Here is a 17,984-nt window from a genome sequence, read left to right as displayed (position 1 = left end):
TTTCGTTATAATAGCCAGAAATTTATATTTAGATTCCATCCGACTATGACTGTTCGTACTCGTATTGCCCCTTCTCCTACAGGTTTTCCTCATGTAGGAACTGCCTATATTGCCTTGTTTAACCTGTGCTTTGCAAAGCAGCACGGCGGTGAATTTATTCTTCGTATTGAAGATACTGATCAGCTGCGCTCTACCCCTGAATCAGAGAAAATGATTCTGGATTCTTTGCGCTGGTTAGGCCTGAACTGGTCTGAAGGTCCGGATGTTGGCGGTCCACATGCGCCATACCGTCAGTCAGAACGTATGAGCATCTATAAAAAATATGCTGAAGAGCTGGTAGATAAAGGTCATGCCTTCTACTGTTTTGCGACTGCGCAAGAGTTAGATGAAATGCGTGCTGAACAGCAGGCACGTGGTGAATCACCACGTTACGATGGCCGTGGTTTGAAACTCTCTAAAGAAGAAGTCGCACGTCGTCTGGCAGCTGGCGAACCGCATGTGATTCGTATGAAAGTGCCAACTGAAGGTGTATGTACCTTCAATGATATGTTGCGTGGTGAAGTAGAAATTCCATGGGCGCAAGTCGACATGCAAATTCTGCTAAAAACTGACGGTCTGCCAACTTATCATTTGGCAAACGTGGTCGATGATCACCTGATGCAAATCACCCATGTGATTCGCGGTGAAGAATGGATTCCTTCTGCGCCTAAACATCAGTTGCTATACAAATATTTTGGTTGGGACATGCCAGTGCTGTGCCACATGCCACTACTGCGTAATCCGGACAAATCAAAACTGTCTAAGCGTAAAAACCCGACGTCTATTAACTACTATAAAGACATCGGTGTATTGCCAGAAGCCCTGCTGAACTACTTGGGTCGTATGGGCTGGTCAATGCCAGATGAGCGTGAAAAATTTACACTGACTGAGATGATTGAACACTTTGACATTAATCGTGTTTCTCTTGGCGGCCCGATCTTTGATGTTGAAAAATTAAATTGGCTGAATGGTCAGTGGATTAAGGCACTTTCTCCAGCTGAGCTTCTGGATACCTTGCTGACCTGGAAAGCTGATCGTGCCAAATTAGAAGAAATTGCTGCTGCGATTCAACCACGTATCAACCTGTTGTCAGAAGCGGTGAACTGGTCAGCGCATTATTTCAACCATTTCCCTACGCTGTCTAAAGAACAGTTTGAAAGCAAAAAACTGACTGAAGAACAGGTACGTCAAAGTTTGCAGTTTGCAATTTGGCGTCTGGAAAGCCTGTTTACCTGGAATAATGATACGGTCAGCCAAACTCTGATGGATCTTGCCAATCAGATGGGCATCAAGTTGCGTGACTTTATGCCAGCCTTCTTTATTGCCATTGCCGGTTCAACTGCATCTACACCCGTGATGCAAACCATGGTGACGATTGGACCGGACCTGACCTTTGCCCGTCTGCGTCATGCCCTGGAAATTGTCGGTGGTCCAAGCAAAAAAGAGCTGAAAGTCTGGGAAAAACTTAATGAAAGCTTAAAATTGCCGAAAAATGATGCAGTTGATGAAGCTTAATTAAATTTTTAGTTGACGTGTGAACGTTATATCCATAATATAGCGCTCACACAGACTGGGGTCATAGCTCAGTTGGTAGAGCGCTACAATGGCATTGTAGAGGTCAGGAGTTCGATCCTCCTTGACTCCACCAAAAGTCTTGCTTTACTTGTGTATTTGCCTCATTTGTCCCTATCGTCTAGAGGCCTAGGACATCGCCCTTTCACGGCGGTAACCGGGGTTCGAATCCCCGTAGGGACGCCATATTTAAGATCACCATAATATATTATGGTGATCTTAATAAAAAACCCAAGCATTGCGACTTGGGTTTTTTATTGTCTGAAATTTATTATGATAACTTTGAGCCACTTTTGGCTTTCTGTATGATTAAGATTAAAATAGACAAAATTGAAAAATTCTGGAGTTGCAATGCAATACCGTTGTCCGAAATGTCAAAGTCCTAAAATTATGCCGCTTGCACAACCAGGTCAGCCAGCAGCACGTCCAGTCGTGCCAAAAAGCTTGGTACTTCTTGTACCTGCCCTATTTGTCTTACTTCTGCTGGTGATCATCAGTATTGGTATGTGGATTTTTGGTGACGGCGCAGGCACTACCCTACAGACTGCGACAGTGATTGTATTCGTGATCTGTCTGATTGCAGGCTTTATGTTCTATAAAGACTTGCCTGACTTTAAAATTTCTATGCAGGCATTCATGCAAAGCCAGAAAAAATGGAAATGCCGTGAATGTAATCATGAATGGGAAATCTGATTTTTCTCTTTCGTATTTAAGGCTGCTTCGGCAGTCTTTTTTATGCCTTTCATTAGATTAGTTTTATCGGATTATCTAAAAATTTAAAAACATCATCAGACAAACTGGTGTAATTTATTCTTATAAAAAAGGATTCCAATTTATTGCAGGGATGCAACATAAAGGAATAATAAAAATGCTTAAAAAAATTATAAATTTTCTATTTTCTTGTAATGATCCACCTATTCCATTCATTGAGGAGCAGCCAAGTGAAGCAGATACTTATTATTTGCAGGCTTTGCAATATGAGTCACTTTGCATGACCCTGCAACAACTACAGGCTGTACCAGAGATTAGCCAACGCCTAACCCCAAAACACATCTATCAACGCAATGCTGTCTGGAACTACCTGAGTGCAGGGTTAAGAGGACATATGGAAGCACAATATCGACTTGGCGTGTATTATTTGCATGGGAAACTAGGTCTAGATCAAAATGATGAACAGGCCAGATTATGGTTAGATAAAGCCAGACAGCAAAATCATAGTAAGGCTGCACAACTTTTATCAGAAATAGAAAGCTGAAAAACTTAAGAATAGAGGATAAAAAACCAGCCCTAGGGCTGGTTTTTTTGCGCTTTAATTAAGCACCAATTTTGCGGTATTTCTGACGTTTCGCAACAAGGTCATCCCCATCCCGCTTACGACGATATTCTTCGAATTCTGCATAGTTACCGGTGAAGAATTCAGGTGTTTCACCTTCGAATGACAGGATGTGCGTTGCAATACGGTCAAGGAACCAACGGTCATGCGAGATCACCATCACTGTACCCGGGAAGACAAGAATCGCGTCTTCGAGTGCACGTAAAGTTTCGATGTCCAAGTCGTTCGACGGTTCATCGAGTAAGATTACGTTAGCGCCCATTTGCAGGATTTTTGCAAGCTGTAAACGGTTACGCTCACCACCTGACAACTGACCGACACGTTTTTGCTGATCTTGGCCTTTAAAGTTAAAACGGCCGATGTACGCACGTGATGCAATTTCGTATTCACCAATACGCAAGATATCTAAACCGCCAGAAACTTCTTCCCAAACAGTTTTGTTGTTATCTAAGGTGTCACGAATCTGCCCTACATAAGCAACTTTAACTGAATCACCTAAAGTTACTGTACCCGTATCAGGTTGTAATTCGCCTGTCATCATACGGAAGAGTGTGGTTTTACCCGCACCGTTTTCACCGACAATACCCACAATCGCAGCAGGCGGTACAACAAACGATAAATCTTTATAGAGCGTACGATCACCAAACGATTTGCTGATACCTTCAACTTCTACAACCTTGTTACCTAGACGTGGACCAGGTGGAATGTAGATTTCAGACGTTTCGTTACGTTGCTGGAATTCGCGCGAGTTAAGCTCTTCAAACCGTTCCATACGTGCTTTGTTTTTCTTTTGCTGACCTTTGGCATTAGAACGAACCCATTCAAGTTCTTTCTTAAGTGCTTTAGCAAAAGATTCTTCTTGCTTCTGTTCCTGCTCTAAACGGGCATTTTTCTGCTCTAACCAAGAAGAGTAGTTGCCTTGGTATGGAATGCCCATGCCACGGTCAAGTTCAAGAATCCACTCTGCTACGTTATCCAGGAAGTAACGGTCATGCGTGATCGCAACGATGGTACCCGGGAAGTCTTTCAAGAAACGCTCTAACCAGGATACAGATGATGCATCCAAGTGGTTCGTCGGTTCGTCTAGAAGTAACATGTCTGGCTTAGACAGAAGCAGACGGCAAAGTGCAACACGACGGCGCTCACCACCAGACAATTTAGTTACATCAGCATCCCAAGCTGGCAGGTTTAATGCAGCTGCAGCCTGTTCAAGCTGGTTGTTCAGGTTATGCGCATCCCAAGTCTGAATAATCGCTTCTAGCTTTTCTTGCTCTTTTGCAAGTGCATCGAAATCTGCATCTTCTGCTGCATATTCAGCGAAAACTTCATCCAAACGTGCCAAAGCATCAAGTGCTTCACGTACGCCATCTTCAACATTACCACGAACGTCTTTGGTTTCATCCAAAGGTGGTTCTTGCTCCAGATAACCGATTTTGATACCCGGTTGCGCACGAGCTTCACCAGAGAAATCTTTATCTACGCCCGCCATAATACGAAGCAAAGTAGATTTACCCGCACCGTTCAGACCAAGCACACCAATTTTTGCGCCTGGGAAAAATGATAAGGAGATATCTTTGAGGATTTCGCGCTTCGGCGGAACCATCTTGGATACTCGGTTCATCGTATAAATATATTGGGCCACGTAGGACTCCTCAATTGAAAAACCAGATGGGGAAAAAATGAATTTCCCCTGCTCAATCATGAGCGAAAAAATAATCGGCTATTATACGCAGAATGTCTCCAAAACATAAGCCATTCCGGTGAAGTTAATGCCTTGTTACAAGTTTAATCCTGTTTATTTTTCAAACAGAATTTTTAGTACCTGAACTTGCATTATTTTGTTGAGGTTATATCGTGAATTAAGATATTCATCTGAATAAATATGCACTTTTCTTCATATTTCAAGTGCTAATATTTGAGCAATTTTATTAAAGCAAAACACAAAGAAGACTAACGATCATGACTTATAAAGCAGAAACTTTAGCAATTCACGCAGGTTATAGCCCGGAACCCACCACCAAAGCTGTCGCGGTGCCAATTTATCAGACCACCTCTTATGCCTTTGACAATACCCAGCATGGCGCAGACCTGTTTGACCTGAAAGTTCAGGGCAATATTTATACCCGTATCATGAATCCGACCACAGCAGTATTAGAACAGCGTATTGCTGCGCTAGAAGGTGGTATTGGCGCACTGGCATTGGCATCCGGCATGGCTGCGATTACCTATGCGATTCAGACCATTGCTGAAGCCGGAGACAATATTGCTTCAGTGTCTACTTTATATGGTGGCACCTATAACCTGTTTGCACATACACTGCCAAAGCAAGGCATTGAAGTCCGCTTCTTTGACTATCAAAACCCGGAAGCACTGCGTGGTCTGATTGACGACAAAACCAAACTGGTTTTTGTGGAATCAATTGGTAACCCACTCGGCAACATTATCGACTTGGAAGCGATTTCAAAGATTGCGCATGAATACGGCGTACCCGTGATTGTTGACAACACTGTAGCAACTCCTGTCTTGCAGAAGTCTTTTGATTTCGGTGCCGATATCGTAGTGCACTCACTGACCAAATATATTGGCGGGCATGGCAATTCGATTGGCGGCATTATTGTCGATAGCGGCAAGTTTCCATGGGGCAAACATGCAGCACGCTTCCCTGCCCTGAATACACCTGACCCAAGCTATCATGGCGTGAACTATGTTGAAGCTTTGGGTGAAGCAGCCTATATTGCCCGCGCCCGTGTCGTGCCATTACGTAATACTGGTGCGGCAATCAGCCCGCAAAATGTATTTTTAATTTTGCAAGGACTGGAAACTTTAAGTCTACGTATGGAACGTCATACTGAAAATGCACTTAAAGTTGCGGAATATTTGCAGCAGCATCCAAAAGTAAAATGGGTCAATTACGCTGGTCTGAAAGATCATCCTCAGCATGCTTTGGCGCAGAAATATATGAAAGGGAAACCGTCTGCCATTCTGACTTTTGGTGTTGAAGGTGGTCGTGAAGGCGGTGCTCGTTTTATTGATGCCCTGCAGCTGTTCACCCGTCTGGTCAATATTGGGGATGCCAAGAGTCTGGCCTGTCATCCGGCCACTACGACTCATCGCCAGCTTAATCCAGAAGAACTTAAATCGGCTGGCGTGAGTGAAGATATGGTTCGTCTTTCTATCGGGATTGAACACATTGATGACCTGATTGCTGATCTGGAACAGTCACTCGCAGCCGTTTAAGCCTTCTTTTAAAGCAAAAAACTCCATCATTTCTGATGGAGTTTTTTATCTGGCTTTACTTTTCATGAGCTTTATCTTATGGTTAGATCACAATAAAAATTAATTGAAACGTAGTTTAAAAATAGAGCAATTACTCTAAAATTTTCCTTATTTTCAACAACTTAATCTCTGGATTTTCCTGCATAATTCGTTATCATATACAGACTTCATTGTGTACGAACTTTCGTGCATACCTACGTACAAACCAAATAAGAAAAAACGTAAACCTACAGCATATTTCAGGAATAACAAACGTGAAATCCAGACTACAGAAACATCTACTGAAACGAGTTCAAGGCAAAACCATCCTCATTACAGGTGCATCCAGCGGCATTGGCCTGACAGCAGCACATCGTCTGGCAGATGCAGGTGCACATGTCCTGCTAGTAGCACGTACCAAAGAGACTCTGGACCAGGTAAAAGAAGAAATTGAAGCAAAAGGCGGCATGGCAACAGTTTTTCCGTGTGACCTGAATAATCTGGACGCCATTGATGAAGTATCCAAACAGATTCTGGCTTCTGTTGATCACATTGATATTCTGATTAACAATGCCGGTCGTTCGATCCGTCGTGCGGTACATGAATCTGTAGACCGCTTCCACGATTTTGAACGTACCATGCAGCTGAACTATTTCGGTGCTGTGCGCCTGGTGATGAACATCCTGCCACATATGATGATTCGTCGTCAGGGTCACATCATCAATATCAGTTCGATTGGGGTATTGGCAAATGCGACCCGCTTCTCTGCTTATGTGGCATCGAAAGCAGCCTTGGATGCATTTAGCCGCTGTCTGTCTGCAGAAGTCAATTCACATAAGATCGCAATTACTTCCATCTATATGCCATTGGTACGTACGCCAATGATTGCACCAACCAAGATCTATAAATATGTTCCGACACTTTCTCCTGAAGAAGCATCTGATCTGATTGCACATGCAATTGTGAAACGACCGAAAAAAGTTGCTACCGGTTTGGGTCGTCTAGCTTCAATTACTTATGCAATTGCACCAGACATTAACAATAAACTGATGTCGATCGGCTACAACCTTTTCCCAAGTTCATCTGCCTCTGTAGGTCAGCCACAGAAGCTGAACTGGGTGCAGAAAGCATATGCACGTATCTTCCCGGGTGAGCACTGGTAAGTTCAGGCGAAAATGCACTTTGAACCAAGCCGCCTGCTGGCGGCTTTGTTATTTTGATCGGTCATCAATCAAGATACCCTGAGTTATCACGACAGATCCTGTCATTTCAGATACAGATTTTTGCCGCAAATGATCTCAGATCACGTACACTATCGGACGGATATTTGATCCGCATGTATTAAACATTTAGATATTGATTCAACAGATGGACACCCTTATGAATAACCTGCAATGGCTCGATGAAGTAAAATTTAACGAACAAGGACTTGTACCTGCCATTGCCCAGCATCATCAAACCGGTCGTGTATTGATGGTGGCGTGGATGAATCGTGAAGCACTGGCGCTGACTGCAGAAAAGAATCAGGCCGTGTATTTCTCTCGTTCCCGCAATAAGTTATGGCATAAGGGTGAAGAATCAGGTCATTTTCAGACGGTGCATGAAATCCGTCTGGACTGTGATGCTGACGTGATTGTGCTGCAAATCGAACAGCATGGTGGGATTGCCTGTCATACTGGTCGTGAATCTTGTTTCTATCGCAAACTGACGCCGAATGGCTGGGAAATTGTCGATGTACAAATTAAAGATCCTGCAGCGATCTATGGTGAAAAATCTGCAAACCCGCATACCATGGCGATGAATGCATCTAATGCCCAATCAGAACAGGTTGAAGTGTTGTCTTATCTGGGTCAGATGATGGCTGAACGTAAGCAGGCTGATCCCGATTCATCTTATGTTGCCAAGCTCTATCACAAAGGTCTAAACAAAATTCTGGAAAAAGTCGGTGAAGAAAGCTTTGAAACCGTGATTGCTGCCAAAGACTTTAAAGCTGAAGCAACCGAAGACAATAAAAATGACCTGATCTATGAAGTGGCAGATCTGTGGTTCCATATTATCGTGATGCTGGGCTATTTCGACCTTGATCCACAACTGGTTCTAAATGAACTGGCACGTCGTCAGGGCTTATCCGGTCTGGTTGAAAAAGCCAACCGTTCACACTAAGTTTTCAATTTAACTGTGTCTGAGCCAATTAAACCGACCGCGACCTATGAGCAGGCGACTGCCATTGATAACGCACGTCTGGGCAAATCTTTTAAAGTGATTGCCTATGCCGGCACAGGTAAAACCACAACTTTACAAATGATCAGCGATGCCATGCCGCAGCGGCGTGGCATGTATCTGGCATTTAACAAATCCATTGCTGCGGAAGCACAAAATAAGTTCCATCGTGGTGTGGACTGCCGGACTTTCCACTCACTGGCCTATCGCAGTGTTCCACGTGGAGTCACGGATAAACTGCGCCTGCCCCGCCTCAGTCCAAGCTTCATTGCCAAGGAATATCGCCTTGAGCCGATGACCTTGCGCCGCATGATGGGTGGCCGTTATGAAAAATATGTCATGATGCCTTCGCGTTTGGCCAGCCTGGTTGCGAATGCGGTCGGTTATTTCTGTTCAACCAGTTCTCAATACCCTGCTCCACGGCATATTCAGGCACCAAGCTGGTTACATCCGGACGATGTCGAAGCCCTGCAAAAGAAACTCTATCCTGCGGTTGAGCGTCGCTGGCTGGAATCGATTGATCCGAATCATCAGGCCGGAATCGGACATGATATTTATCTGAAACTCTGGGCATTGTCAGAACCGAATATTCCAACGGATTATGTACTGTTTGATGAAGCTCAAGATGCTGATCCCCTGATGCTGGGCATTTTGCTAAAACAGCGCAGCACCCAGGTGATTTATGTCGGGGATGCGCACCAGCAGATTTATGCCTGGCGTGGTGCAGTCAATGCCATGCAGCAACTGCCATTACCAGAATCCCGCCTAACTACCTCATTCCGTTTTGGTCCTGAAATTGCCCTGAATGCCAATGCAATTTTGGGAGCCTTGAATGAAACCGTGCCCTTACTCGGTAATCCGCATCTGAACTCTAAAGTAGTGAATAAACCACATACCAAAATGCGTGATGCGATTTTATGCCGTACCAATGCCCGAGCCATGGAACTGCTGCTTGCTGGACTTGTGCGTGGTGAAAAGGTCAGTTTACAGGCCGATCATGTCAAGCTCAACCGTTTTGTCGAAGCGGCTGCCATGTTAAAACAGGGAAAACGCGTGGTGGATGTGCCTGAACTGGCCTGGTTTAACTCTTGGCATGATGTACATGAATATTGCGAGACCAATGAAGGCAGTGACATTAAACCTTTGGTGAAACTGGTCGATGAGCATGGTACCGATCCGCTGAAAACTGCGCTGGCCAAGATCACGCCAATCGGACAGGCCGACTACATCATCTCCACCGCCCACAAAGCCAAAGGACTGGAATGGGACCGGGTCCATATTGAAGATGACTACCAATTTAAATTAAATGAAAAAGATCACAAGATTAGTGATGAAGAGTTAAGACTGCTTTACGTGGCCTGTACACGTGCTAAAGTAAGCTTAAATATTCACCACATTTATGACCTGATTCAGCAGCTAAAAATTAAAATGCCTCTATCATTACGGCAGGCAGCAGGCTAGTACGGCATGGATGTAGGCATCACGATACAGGTGGTCTATGCAAGTCGAATCCATACAACTCAAACATACCCTGCATTTTTCTGATATCCAGCTTGAATTTAAATATCATAAATTGCCTGTTACCTTAATTCTCGGTGATCAGGGTTCGGGTAAAACGGCGCTGCTGCGTAGCACCTATCAGGCACTGACCTGGTTCGCTGCGCGCTATCGTGACCTGCGTACTGCCGGTATGGTGATGCTGGATCAGGACATCATGCAACATCGTCTGCAATCCAAGATCAATATTCAGGTCCGTTTTCCTGAAGAAATTGGCTCTTTTGCAGAAAGTAGCGATCAACAGCAATCTTCTACCCAGCAGTGCAGCTGGCAGCTTTATAAAACTTTAAATAGTCAGGGTGTGGGACTGAGTAAGGTAGATACATCACAACTCGAAGCGATGGTCACACTGTATCAGAAAGCCCTCGCCAAAGATCCAATGTTGGGCTTACCGCTGATTGCCTATTATCCGGCTGAGCGTTTTGTAAATGAAATCAATCTGCTCAGTAAAAATAATCCGGCGATTTTACAGACGGTGTATGCCTATGAAATTGCAGCTATTCCCTTTACGACTTTTACCCGTTTTTTTGAATGGTTCCGGGAAATCAGCGACATTGAAAATGCGCAAAGTGCGCAGATTCTAGAGCAGATCCTGAGCCGCTCTTCGCAGCAGGATAAAAAACACAATATGGATGAACTGGTCAAACATATTGAACATGCCCAGATCCAGGTGAATACTCCAAGTTTAAATAGCCTGCGTGAAGCTTTGTCGATCGTTCTGCCTGAAGTCAGCAATCTCTATTTGCAGTACCAACCTAAAATGCAGCTGATAGTGAGCTACCAAGGACAAACCCAGACTTTACAGCAATTACCGAATAGCATCCGCAACTGGATTGCCTTAGTCGGAGATATTGTGCGTCGCCTATGTCTGCTCAATCCGAAAAGCCTGTTTCCATGCAAGGAAGGCAGTGGCATTCTACTGATTGATGCGATTGATCATCAGCTGGATCAGGACATGGCAGCAGTCATTCTGTCTCGTCTGCATCAAGCCTTTCCTGAACTGCAAATCATTGTGACTGGTAACCGTCCTGAGTTACTGGAACAGGCAGCAGATTTTCAATGTTTGTGTCTTGAAGATAAACAACTCTATCCAGTTCAAGTTGATACAATCCCAGCGCAATTTGATCAACTCTATGCGAATTTAGGCCTGGGTCAAGAAACCCTGAATACTGAGGAAATCGTGCTACTCGAGCCCGAGCTTGAACAAGTAACGCCACTTTCAATCTTGCAACTGATTCAGCAAACATTGAATGAAGAGCAGCAACAGGAGTTGCTACGTTTACTGAATCAGAATGACCGGAAAATTCCCCAAATTCCGTTTTAAGCGAATAAGCTGGCTCTTGAAATAACCTGATTTAATTTTTCTGAATAGCTCCTTATCGAAGCAGACCTTCAAGGCTGTCCATTTTTTTCAATAGAATCTTCAAGTTTGATCTTTATTTTCAGTTCAATCCGGTCGATGTGCTCAAGCATGCACCCCATGTTTTCATGGGGTCATCGTATAATTGTTAAGTCGTACACAAAAAGATTGATGTTGTTGTTATCCTGTAATATGATCGGAATTACTTGCATTTTTCATTGTAAAATCGGAATTTGCTATCGTTTATAAGTTGCGCAATACAACTGTTTTTTATTCTTTGAATACGATTTGGCTTTCAAGATTGAGAAATTTGGGCTGCTCCTTGCATTCCTGTAATCCTTGAAAGATAAAGATTCACCCTAGGTTCATGACGACCTAACTCACGACAATGGATACGAGTGTGCTGCCGATTATTATATTGTTACCGTTAGTATTAGGCACAACCCTTGTCTCGTGGCTGAAAAGATTTTCGCGCGGGGTAACGGCCTTAGGGGCCATTGGTGTCAGCCTCAGCAGTTTTGCATTATTACTCAGCCAGGCACCTGCGGTGCTAGATGGCGCAGTCATTAGCGAAAGCTGGTCATGGCTGCCTCAACTTGGTATTGATTTCAGTTTCCGCCTGGATTCTCTGGGGCTGTTATTTGCTCTGCTGATCAGTGGCATCGGCACCCTGATTTTTATTTATGCCTACTATTATTTAAGTCCGAAGAACTCCCTCAGCAAACTTTATATCCTGCTGATGCTGTTCATGGCAGCGATGCTCGGCATTTCCTTGTCGAATAACCTGATTATTTTATTAATTTTCTGGGAACTGACCAGTATCTCCTCGTTCTTGCTGGTTGGTTACTGGAGCAATTATGAAGTGGCCCAACGTGGCTCACGCATGGCATTGACCATTACCGGCATGGGTGGTCTGGCAATGCTCGGTGGTTTCGTTTTACTGGGTGAGATCACAGGAACTTATCAGATTGATCAGATCCTTGGGATGACCGAGCTGATCCAATCGCATAGCCTGTTTGTACCTACCCTGCTGCTGATTTTGCTTGGTGCCTTTACCAAAAGTGCGCAGTTTCCTTTCCATTTCTGGCTGCCAAATGCCATGGCAGCACCGACACCGGTATCTGCTTATCTGCATTCTGCCACGATGGTAAAAGCGGGCTTATTTCTAGTCGCACGCTTGCTGCCAATTTTTGCTGGCGCGGCACTTTTTCATAATATTGTTACCTTTATCGGTCTATTTACCCTGTGCATGGCAGCCTTTTTTGCCATCTTTAAGGAAGACCTGAAAGGCTTGCTGGCCTATTCAACCATCAGTCATCTTGGCCTGATCATGTGTCTGCTGGGGATTGGTTCACCACTCGCGGTGGCTGCTGCAATTTTCCATATCATTAACCATGCAACCTTTAAAGCTGCACTGTTTATGATAGCCGGCATTATTGACCATGAATCGGGTACACGCGACTTACGCAAGTTGTCCGGCTTATGGCAATTACTGCCTTTTACTGCAACCCTCACCATGATCACTGCTGCCTCAATGGCAGGTGTCCCATTGACCAATGGTTTCCTGTCCAAGGAAATGTTCTTTACTGAACTGCTGGCCAACCTAAGTGGTCCAGTAATGATTGGCTGTGCCATTGTCGCGACTTTAGCCGGTATTTTCGCGGTAGCCTATTCGATTCGTTTGGTCCACGGCGTATTCTTCGATGGTCCAATTGGGCGCCATGTACCGAATAAAAATGCACATGAACCAGCATTTGGCATGCGTGCGCCAGCAACTTTACTGGCAACCTTATGTATTCTGGTCGGTATTTTGCCTGCCTTACTGGTTGAGAAAATTGTTAATAGCACTACCCGGGCTGCTACACAAAACCTGGCGTTTGAAGGTACTCACCTTGCCATCTGGCATGGTTTTAACGCACCACTCTTAATGAGTGTAATCGCCCTGATTGGTGGAATCCTGTTCTATTTCTCGCTGGCCAAAGGTGGCTTGATTCGTGAAATTGATCTTGATCCAAGCTTGGGCAAATTTCAGGGCCGGATTTTATTTGATCTGTTCTTAAAGTCATTATTGCTAAATTCACGTCGTTTTCGCCGTGCCACTGAAAATGGCAAACTGCAAAGCTATCTGCTGTGGATTGTGATCTTTACCATCGGTCTGGTTGCTGTACCTTTGCTGACTCATCAGATTGGTACTGGCGCACGTGAGCTGACCCATGCACCGGCTTTAGCGATTATCTTATGGCTGCTATTATTCTCAGCCTGCTGGATGATGCTGTGGTTCCATCACGAGCGGATTAAAGCCGTACTGATCAGCGGTGCAGTCGGTCTGGTCGTGACCATGATCTTTATCGGTTTCTCGGCACCAGATTTGGCCCTGACCCAGATTACCGTCGATGTAGTTACCACAGTATTGCTGCTGATGAGCCTGTCTCTATTACCACAGCTCACCCCTTATGAATCCAGCCCGACCCGACGCTGGCGCGATGCTATTATTGCAATTATGGGTGGTCTGAGTATTGCCTGGGTAGCCTGGCTCGTCATGACCCGAGATCATAATTCAATTTCCTGGTTCTTTGCCCAGCAGTCAATACCGCTCGGCGGCGGGACCAATGTGGTGAACGTGATTCTGGTGGATTTCCGTGGTTTCGATACCTTTGGTGAAATCACCGTACTCGGTATTGCGGCGATTGGCGTATTGAGCCTGATGGATGGTATGCGTGCCCATGGTACTACCATTACTCAAGGTTTGACTTATCGTTTTAACCCCTCCCCGCTGATGTTGCGAATTACTGCTTCCTGGATTTTGCCAGTTGCGTTGGTGGTGAGCCTGTATATTTTCATGCGCGGCCATAATCAGCCTGGCGGTGGTTTTATCGCAGGCCTGGTGACTTCTTTAGCCTTGATTATTCAGTACATTGCCATCGGTCAGGATCATGCAGAAAAAATGCTTGGTGCTAAATCTGGTCGTCTCTATGAAATCTGGATTGGTAGCGGTTTGATGTTTGCTGGCCTAACTGGTGTTGCTGCCTGGTTCTGGTCACGTCCATTCCTGACCAGTGCACATATTTATGTCCATCCACCAATACTGGGCGATATGCATCTGGCTTCTGCAGCGCTGTTCGACGTCGGGGTTTATGTCACCGTGGTCGGCGCGACCATGTTAATGATTTCTGTGCTTGGGGATTCACGTCACTCGTCTATGACTGGCCCGGTACCAAGAGGATAATGCAATGATCAGTCTAGAATTTTTATTGGTCTCTGCAATTGGACTCCTGACAGCAACCGGGATCTACCTGATCCTGCGTGCCCGTACCTTCCCTGTAGTATTGGGTCTGGCAATGATCGGTTATGCCGTCAACCTGTTTCTGTTTGCCATGGGACGTATTCAGCTCAATGCACCTGCAGTCCTTACAGAAACCACCAAAACTACGGACCCACTGCCACAGGCATTGGTACTGACTGCTATTGTAATCGGATTTGCCACCACGGCATTCATTGTTCAGCTGGCACTTCGCAGCCGTTATGAATCAGGGACAGACCACGTTGATTCCAAAGAAGAAATACCAAACCATGACCCACGTGAGGATGAGCCTTAATGACTGATCTTTATAATTTCTGGGTCCAACATACACCTATTTTCAGTATTCTCCTGCCAGCATTCACTGCATTCATTCTGCTGTTATTAGGCAATCCTGGTGCAGGTTCACTAGCGACAGACTGGCGTCAACCTTGGCGTCGTGGCATCAGCCATGTCTCGACGCTGCTCGGCCTGGTGGTTTCGATCAGTTACTTGATAAGCACCAGTCAGGGACAAATCAGTGTTTATACCCTAAGTGAATGGTCTGCTCCATTCGGAATTGTACTGGTTCTGGATCAGCTGTCTGCCTTGATGCTGGTACTGACCTATGCACTGGCTGTGCCGATTATCTGGTATGCCAGTCGTGACTGGGACATGCGCGGGCGTTATTTCCATGCCATGATGCATTTCCTGTTGATGGGACTCAGTGGAGCTTTCCTCACAGGTGACTTGTTCAACCTGTTTGTATTCTTTGAAATCCTGTTGATGGCATCTTATGTCCTGCTTCTGCATGGTCAAGGCAAGGCTCGTTTCCAGCAGGGTATTCACTATGTCACAATTAACCTACTGGCTTCTGCCCTGTTTCTGATTGGCTTAGGCATGATCTACGGCAGTGTTGGCAGCCTGAATATGGCCGACGTTGCCCGACTGATGCCAACGCTGGAAAACGATCAGCATAAAATTGCAGTTGCTGGTGCGCTGCTGTTATTTGTGGTGTTTGGGATCAAGGCTGCCATGCTGCCTGTCGGATTCTGGCTCCCGAAAACGTATGCTGTGGCAACAACACCGGTAGCGGCCCTGTTTACCATCATGACCAAGGTGGGTATTTATGCCATCCTGCGGGTCAATGGTACGGTCTTTGATGATGAATACAGCCATCAGATTCTGATGAACTGTCTGATGGTCATCGGTCTGATCACGTCCTTATATGGTGCTGTAGCAGCTATTGGCACAGATCGTTTGCGTCGCTTTATTGGTTTTATGCTGCTGTCTTCAGTGGGTACTATTCTGATTGCAATTGCCTTGAATAATTCAGCAGCTTGGGCTGGCGGTTTGTACTATATGGTGCACAGTACCGTGATTGCTGCCGCTTTCTATATGCTTAGCGGCTGGATCACCTCTCAGCGTGGTGAATTCAAAGATCATTTTAAAATCGCACCACAGATGAAACAGAATACCCTGGTATCGATAGTCTACTTTATCATTGCCTTGATGATGGCGGGTCTGCCACCATTTAGTGGTTTCTTCGGCAAGGTCTTCATCTTGCAAGCGACGACAGGCTCGCCTTATCAGATGATTATCATTATTACGGTGCTACTGGTTAGCTTGCTGAGTATTCTAGCCTTTACCCGGGTTGGTTTTATCCTGTTCTGGCGCGCCAGCAAACCGGATGATAATGTCCATTCTGAAGCCTTTACCCAGTACGAAACCCTGCCAAGCCGGGCACCTTTGCGTAATGATAAGGTGATTTACCTGTTGCTCGCCGGACTGACAGCCTATGTGGTATTTGCTTCACCTGTCTATAATTATGTGTATCGCACTGCGGTACAAATTAAAGATAATCCAGTCTATGAAGCGGCATTATTGAAACGTGATGCTGAAGGCAAGGTCATTAGCGTGCAGCCATTTGATCCGGAATATTTGCCTGAAACCAAATATGGTGGGGAAAATCCAGATCCAAATGCACATCTGATTCCATATGTAATTTCACCGGCAACTTTAGAAGGTGAAAATATTTCTGAATTCAAACAGCGTCAGATCAATGAACAGTATATTGAACAGAAAAATGCGCCAAGTGATAACCAGCTTAAACCGCAGGAGGGACCATAATGAAAGCATCGTTCTTACGCCGCTGGTTCCCTCACCCACTGGTTTCCGTCATTGTCGGAGTGAGCTGGGCTTTACTCAATCATAGTCTGGATGCCGGTACACTCGTCACCGCATTAGTCCTTGCAGTACTAATCCCACGAATGGTATTCCGGTTTATTGACTACACACCGAATATTCACTGGCTACCCGCCATTCGTCTGTTCTTTGTGGTGATCTGGGACGTTATTGTCGCCAATATTAAAGTCGCTATCCTGGTCTTGGGGCCAACCAAGAATTTGCATCCCAAATGGTTCCGTGTTCCTTTGGATACTGAACATGAAGAAGTAAATGCCTTATTAGCAATGATCATTACCACGACGCCAGGTACGGTATCTGCTGGTATTGATCAGGATCGTGGCGATATTCTGGTGCATGCCTTAAGTACCGACGATGAAGCTGCTGAGATTGAAGTTATCAAACAGCGCTATGAACGTCCACTGATTGAGATTTTTAGCGCTCAGACTGGAGAAAATGCATGACGATTTTGCCTTATGCCTTACTGATTTGTCTGGGTGCCGTGACCATTTCCATGTTCCTGTGTCTGGCACGTCTGGTCATAGGACCCTCAATTGTGGACCGACTATTGGCTCTGGATACCCTGTTCCTGAATGCTACCTGTCTGGTCGTCATCCTCGGTATTTACTGGGCCAGTACCTTTATGTTTGAAGGTGCTTTACTCGTGGCAATGTTAGGTTTTGTCTCTACGGCTGCGCTGGCACGTTACTTTACCACTGGCCATGTGATCGATTAGGAGTTTTCAGATGCAATTATACCTAGAAATTCTGATCTCGATTTTCCTGCTGATCGGTTCATTCTTTATGCTGGTCGGCGGGATTGGTATGGTTCGATTACCTGACCTGTTTATGCGCCTGCATGCACCGACCAAGTCCAGTACCTTGGGCCTCGGTAGCTTCCTGATTGCTGCGATGATCTATTCTGCAAGCTTTGGTCGTTTTGGTTTTGCTGAAGTACTAATTACCCTGTTTGCCTTTATTACAGCACCAGTTTCGGCCAATCTGATGGCTCAGGCAGCACTGCACTTACGTTTGCGCTCAATGAGTGGTGAAGTACCGGAAGCACTGGAACGTCCCCTACCCTGGCAGAAAACCCGTCGTCGTGCTTTCTTTGAAAAGAAGAATTGCGATGATGATTTAAAATAGTAAGGGCTTTTATTTACCTCTGTTCTCCTTCTGGGAGAAAAA

Annotated in this window: 15 protein-coding genes and 2 tRNA genes; 16 read left to right on the top strand and 1 reads right to left on the bottom strand. The window is 45.3% G+C overall.

All coding sequences use genetic code 11. From position 1 onward, the window contains the following. Positions 1-45: 45 nt before the first annotated feature. The 5 genes from gltX to ACTJIX_RS06535 all read left to right on the top strand — a co-directional run bounded on the left by gltX (position 46) and on the right by ACTJIX_RS06535 (position 2,866). Positions 46-1,554, top strand: coding sequence for a glutamate--tRNA ligase (gene gltX / locus ACTJIX_RS06555; protein WP_004896292.1), 1,509 nt, complete (start codon positions 46-48; stop codon positions 1,552-1,554). 57 nt (positions 1,555-1,611) lie between these two features. Further along, positions 1,612-1,687: transfer RNA gene (locus tag ACTJIX_RS06550), tRNA-Ala, on the top strand. Positions 1,688-1,721: 34 nt separating this feature from the next. Then, positions 1,722-1,797 (top strand) — tRNA-Glu (locus tag ACTJIX_RS06545). Between the two features lie 165 nt (positions 1,798-1,962). Continuing rightward, complete coding sequence (locus ACTJIX_RS06540) at positions 1,963-2,304, top strand: hypothetical protein (protein ID WP_004810038.1); 342 nt, start codon at positions 1,963-1,965, stop codon at positions 2,302-2,304. Between the two features lie 151 nt (positions 2,305-2,455). Then, on the top strand, positions 2,456-2,866 hold the full coding sequence (locus ACTJIX_RS06535) for an SEL1-like repeat protein (RefSeq protein WP_017401480.1): 411 nt from the start codon (positions 2,456-2,458) through the stop codon (positions 2,864-2,866). A 58-nt stretch (positions 2,867-2,924) separates the two neighbouring features. Here ACTJIX_RS06535 and ettA read toward each other — a convergent pair whose 3' ends face one another. Further along, entirely contained in the window at positions 2,925-4,586 is a 1,662-nt protein-coding gene (ettA, locus tag ACTJIX_RS06530) for an energy-dependent translational throttle protein EttA (protein WP_004810042.1), read from the bottom strand. Between the two features lie 317 nt (positions 4,587-4,903). Between ettA and ACTJIX_RS06525 the strand changes: the two genes are divergently transcribed. The 11 genes from ACTJIX_RS06525 (at position 4,904) to ACTJIX_RS06475 (ending at position 17,942) form a co-directional block, all read left to right on the top strand. Further along, positions 4,904-6,181: an O-acetylhomoserine aminocarboxypropyltransferase/cysteine synthase family protein gene (locus ACTJIX_RS06525; RefSeq protein ID WP_440611302.1), complete on the top strand. Its 1,278-nt coding sequence runs from the start codon at positions 4,904-4,906 to the stop codon at positions 6,179-6,181. Positions 6,182-6,474: 293 nt separating this feature from the next. Next, on the top strand, positions 6,475-7,362 hold the full coding sequence (locus ACTJIX_RS06520; RefSeq protein ID WP_004810045.1) for an SDR family NAD(P)-dependent oxidoreductase: 888 nt from the start codon (positions 6,475-6,477) through the stop codon (positions 7,360-7,362). 217 nt (positions 7,363-7,579) lie between these two features. Beyond that, positions 7,580-8,362: a bifunctional phosphoribosyl-AMP cyclohydrolase/phosphoribosyl-ATP diphosphatase HisIE gene (hisIE, locus tag ACTJIX_RS06515; RefSeq protein WP_440611301.1), complete on the top strand. Its 783-nt coding sequence runs from the start codon at positions 7,580-7,582 to the stop codon at positions 8,360-8,362. A 15-nt stretch (positions 8,363-8,377) separates the two neighbouring features. Then, on the top strand, positions 8,378-9,880 hold the full coding sequence (locus ACTJIX_RS06510; protein ID WP_163169067.1) for a UvrD-helicase domain-containing protein: 1,503 nt from the start codon (positions 8,378-8,380) through the stop codon (positions 9,878-9,880). Between the two features lie 37 nt (positions 9,881-9,917). Next, positions 9,918-11,300, top strand: coding sequence for an AAA family ATPase (locus ACTJIX_RS06505; RefSeq protein WP_440611300.1), 1,383 nt, complete (start codon positions 9,918-9,920; stop codon positions 11,298-11,300). A 424-nt stretch (positions 11,301-11,724) separates the two neighbouring features. Further along, positions 11,725-14,562: a monovalent cation/H+ antiporter subunit A gene (locus ACTJIX_RS06500; protein ID WP_440611299.1), complete on the top strand. Its 2,838-nt coding sequence runs from the start codon at positions 11,725-11,727 to the stop codon at positions 14,560-14,562. A 4-nt stretch (positions 14,563-14,566) separates the two neighbouring features. Beyond that, a complete protein-coding gene (locus tag ACTJIX_RS06495; RefSeq protein ID WP_004896306.1) occupies positions 14,567-14,932 on the top strand; it encodes a Na+/H+ antiporter subunit C in 366 nt (121 codons plus the stop codon). Next, on the top strand, positions 14,932-16,743 hold the full coding sequence (locus ACTJIX_RS06490) for a monovalent cation/H+ antiporter subunit D (RefSeq protein WP_440611298.1): 1,812 nt from the start codon (positions 14,932-14,934) through the stop codon (positions 16,741-16,743). Before ACTJIX_RS06495 ends, ACTJIX_RS06490 begins: the two co-directional genes overlap by 1 nt. After that, on the top strand, positions 16,743-17,261 hold the full coding sequence (locus ACTJIX_RS06485) for a Na+/H+ antiporter subunit E (RefSeq protein ID WP_108619244.1): 519 nt from the start codon (positions 16,743-16,745) through the stop codon (positions 17,259-17,261). Before ACTJIX_RS06490 ends, ACTJIX_RS06485 begins: the two co-directional genes overlap by 1 nt. Next, entirely contained in the window at positions 17,258-17,533 is a 276-nt protein-coding gene (locus ACTJIX_RS06480) for a monovalent cation/H+ antiporter subunit F (protein ID WP_004810060.1), read from the top strand. Before ACTJIX_RS06485 ends, ACTJIX_RS06480 begins: the two co-directional genes overlap by 4 nt. 10 nt (positions 17,534-17,543) lie before the next feature. Continuing rightward, positions 17,544-17,942 carry a Na+/H+ antiporter subunit G gene (locus ACTJIX_RS06475; protein ID WP_004810062.1) on the top strand — a complete coding sequence of 133 codons (399 nt, stop codon included), beginning with the start codon at positions 17,544-17,546 and terminating at the stop codon, positions 17,940-17,942. Positions 17,943-17,984 lie beyond the last annotated feature (42 nt).

This window comes from Acinetobacter sp. 22323, from assembly GCF_052044895.1.
Taxonomy (GTDB): domain Bacteria; phylum Pseudomonadota; class Gammaproteobacteria; order Pseudomonadales; family Moraxellaceae; genus Acinetobacter; species Acinetobacter schindleri.
The sequence above is the reverse complement of the archived record's forward strand: the minus strand, read 5'-3'. Positions and strand labels throughout refer to the sequence as shown.

Excerpts from the sequence above, each read along its gene's own strand:
- hisIE (WP_440611301.1), top strand. The coding sequence starts at position 7,580 with ATGAATAACCTGCAATGGCTCGATGAAGTAAAATTTAACGAACAAGGA.
- gltX (WP_004896292.1), top strand. The coding sequence starts at position 46 with ATGACTGTTCGTACTCGTATTGCCCCTTCTCCTACAGGTTTTCCTCAT.
- ACTJIX_RS06540 (WP_004810038.1), top strand. The coding sequence starts at position 1,963 with ATGCAATACCGTTGTCCGAAATGTCAAAGTCCTAAAATTATGCCGCTT.
- ACTJIX_RS06485 (WP_108619244.1), top strand. The coding sequence starts at position 16,743 with ATGAAAGCATCGTTCTTACGCCGCTGGTTCCCTCACCCACTGGTTTCC.
- ACTJIX_RS06475 (WP_004810062.1), top strand. The coding sequence starts at position 17,544 with ATGCAATTATACCTAGAAATTCTGATCTCGATTTTCCTGCTGATCGGT.
- ACTJIX_RS06525 (WP_440611302.1), top strand. The coding sequence starts at position 4,904 with ATGACTTATAAAGCAGAAACTTTAGCAATTCACGCAGGTTATAGCCCG.
- ACTJIX_RS06535 (WP_017401480.1), top strand. The coding sequence starts at position 2,456 with ATGCAACATAAAGGAATAATAAAAATGCTTAAAAAAATTATAAATTTT.
- ACTJIX_RS06490 (WP_440611298.1), top strand. The coding sequence starts at position 14,932 with ATGACTGATCTTTATAATTTCTGGGTCCAACATACACCTATTTTCAGT.
- ACTJIX_RS06505 (WP_440611300.1), top strand. The coding sequence starts at position 9,918 with ATGCAAGTCGAATCCATACAACTCAAACATACCCTGCATTTTTCTGAT.
- ACTJIX_RS06480 (WP_004810060.1), top strand. The coding sequence starts at position 17,258 with ATGACGATTTTGCCTTATGCCTTACTGATTTGTCTGGGTGCCGTGACC.
- ACTJIX_RS06500 (WP_440611299.1), top strand. The coding sequence starts at position 11,725 with ATGGATACGAGTGTGCTGCCGATTATTATATTGTTACCGTTAGTATTA.
- ACTJIX_RS06495 (WP_004896306.1), top strand. The coding sequence starts at position 14,567 with ATGATCAGTCTAGAATTTTTATTGGTCTCTGCAATTGGACTCCTGACA.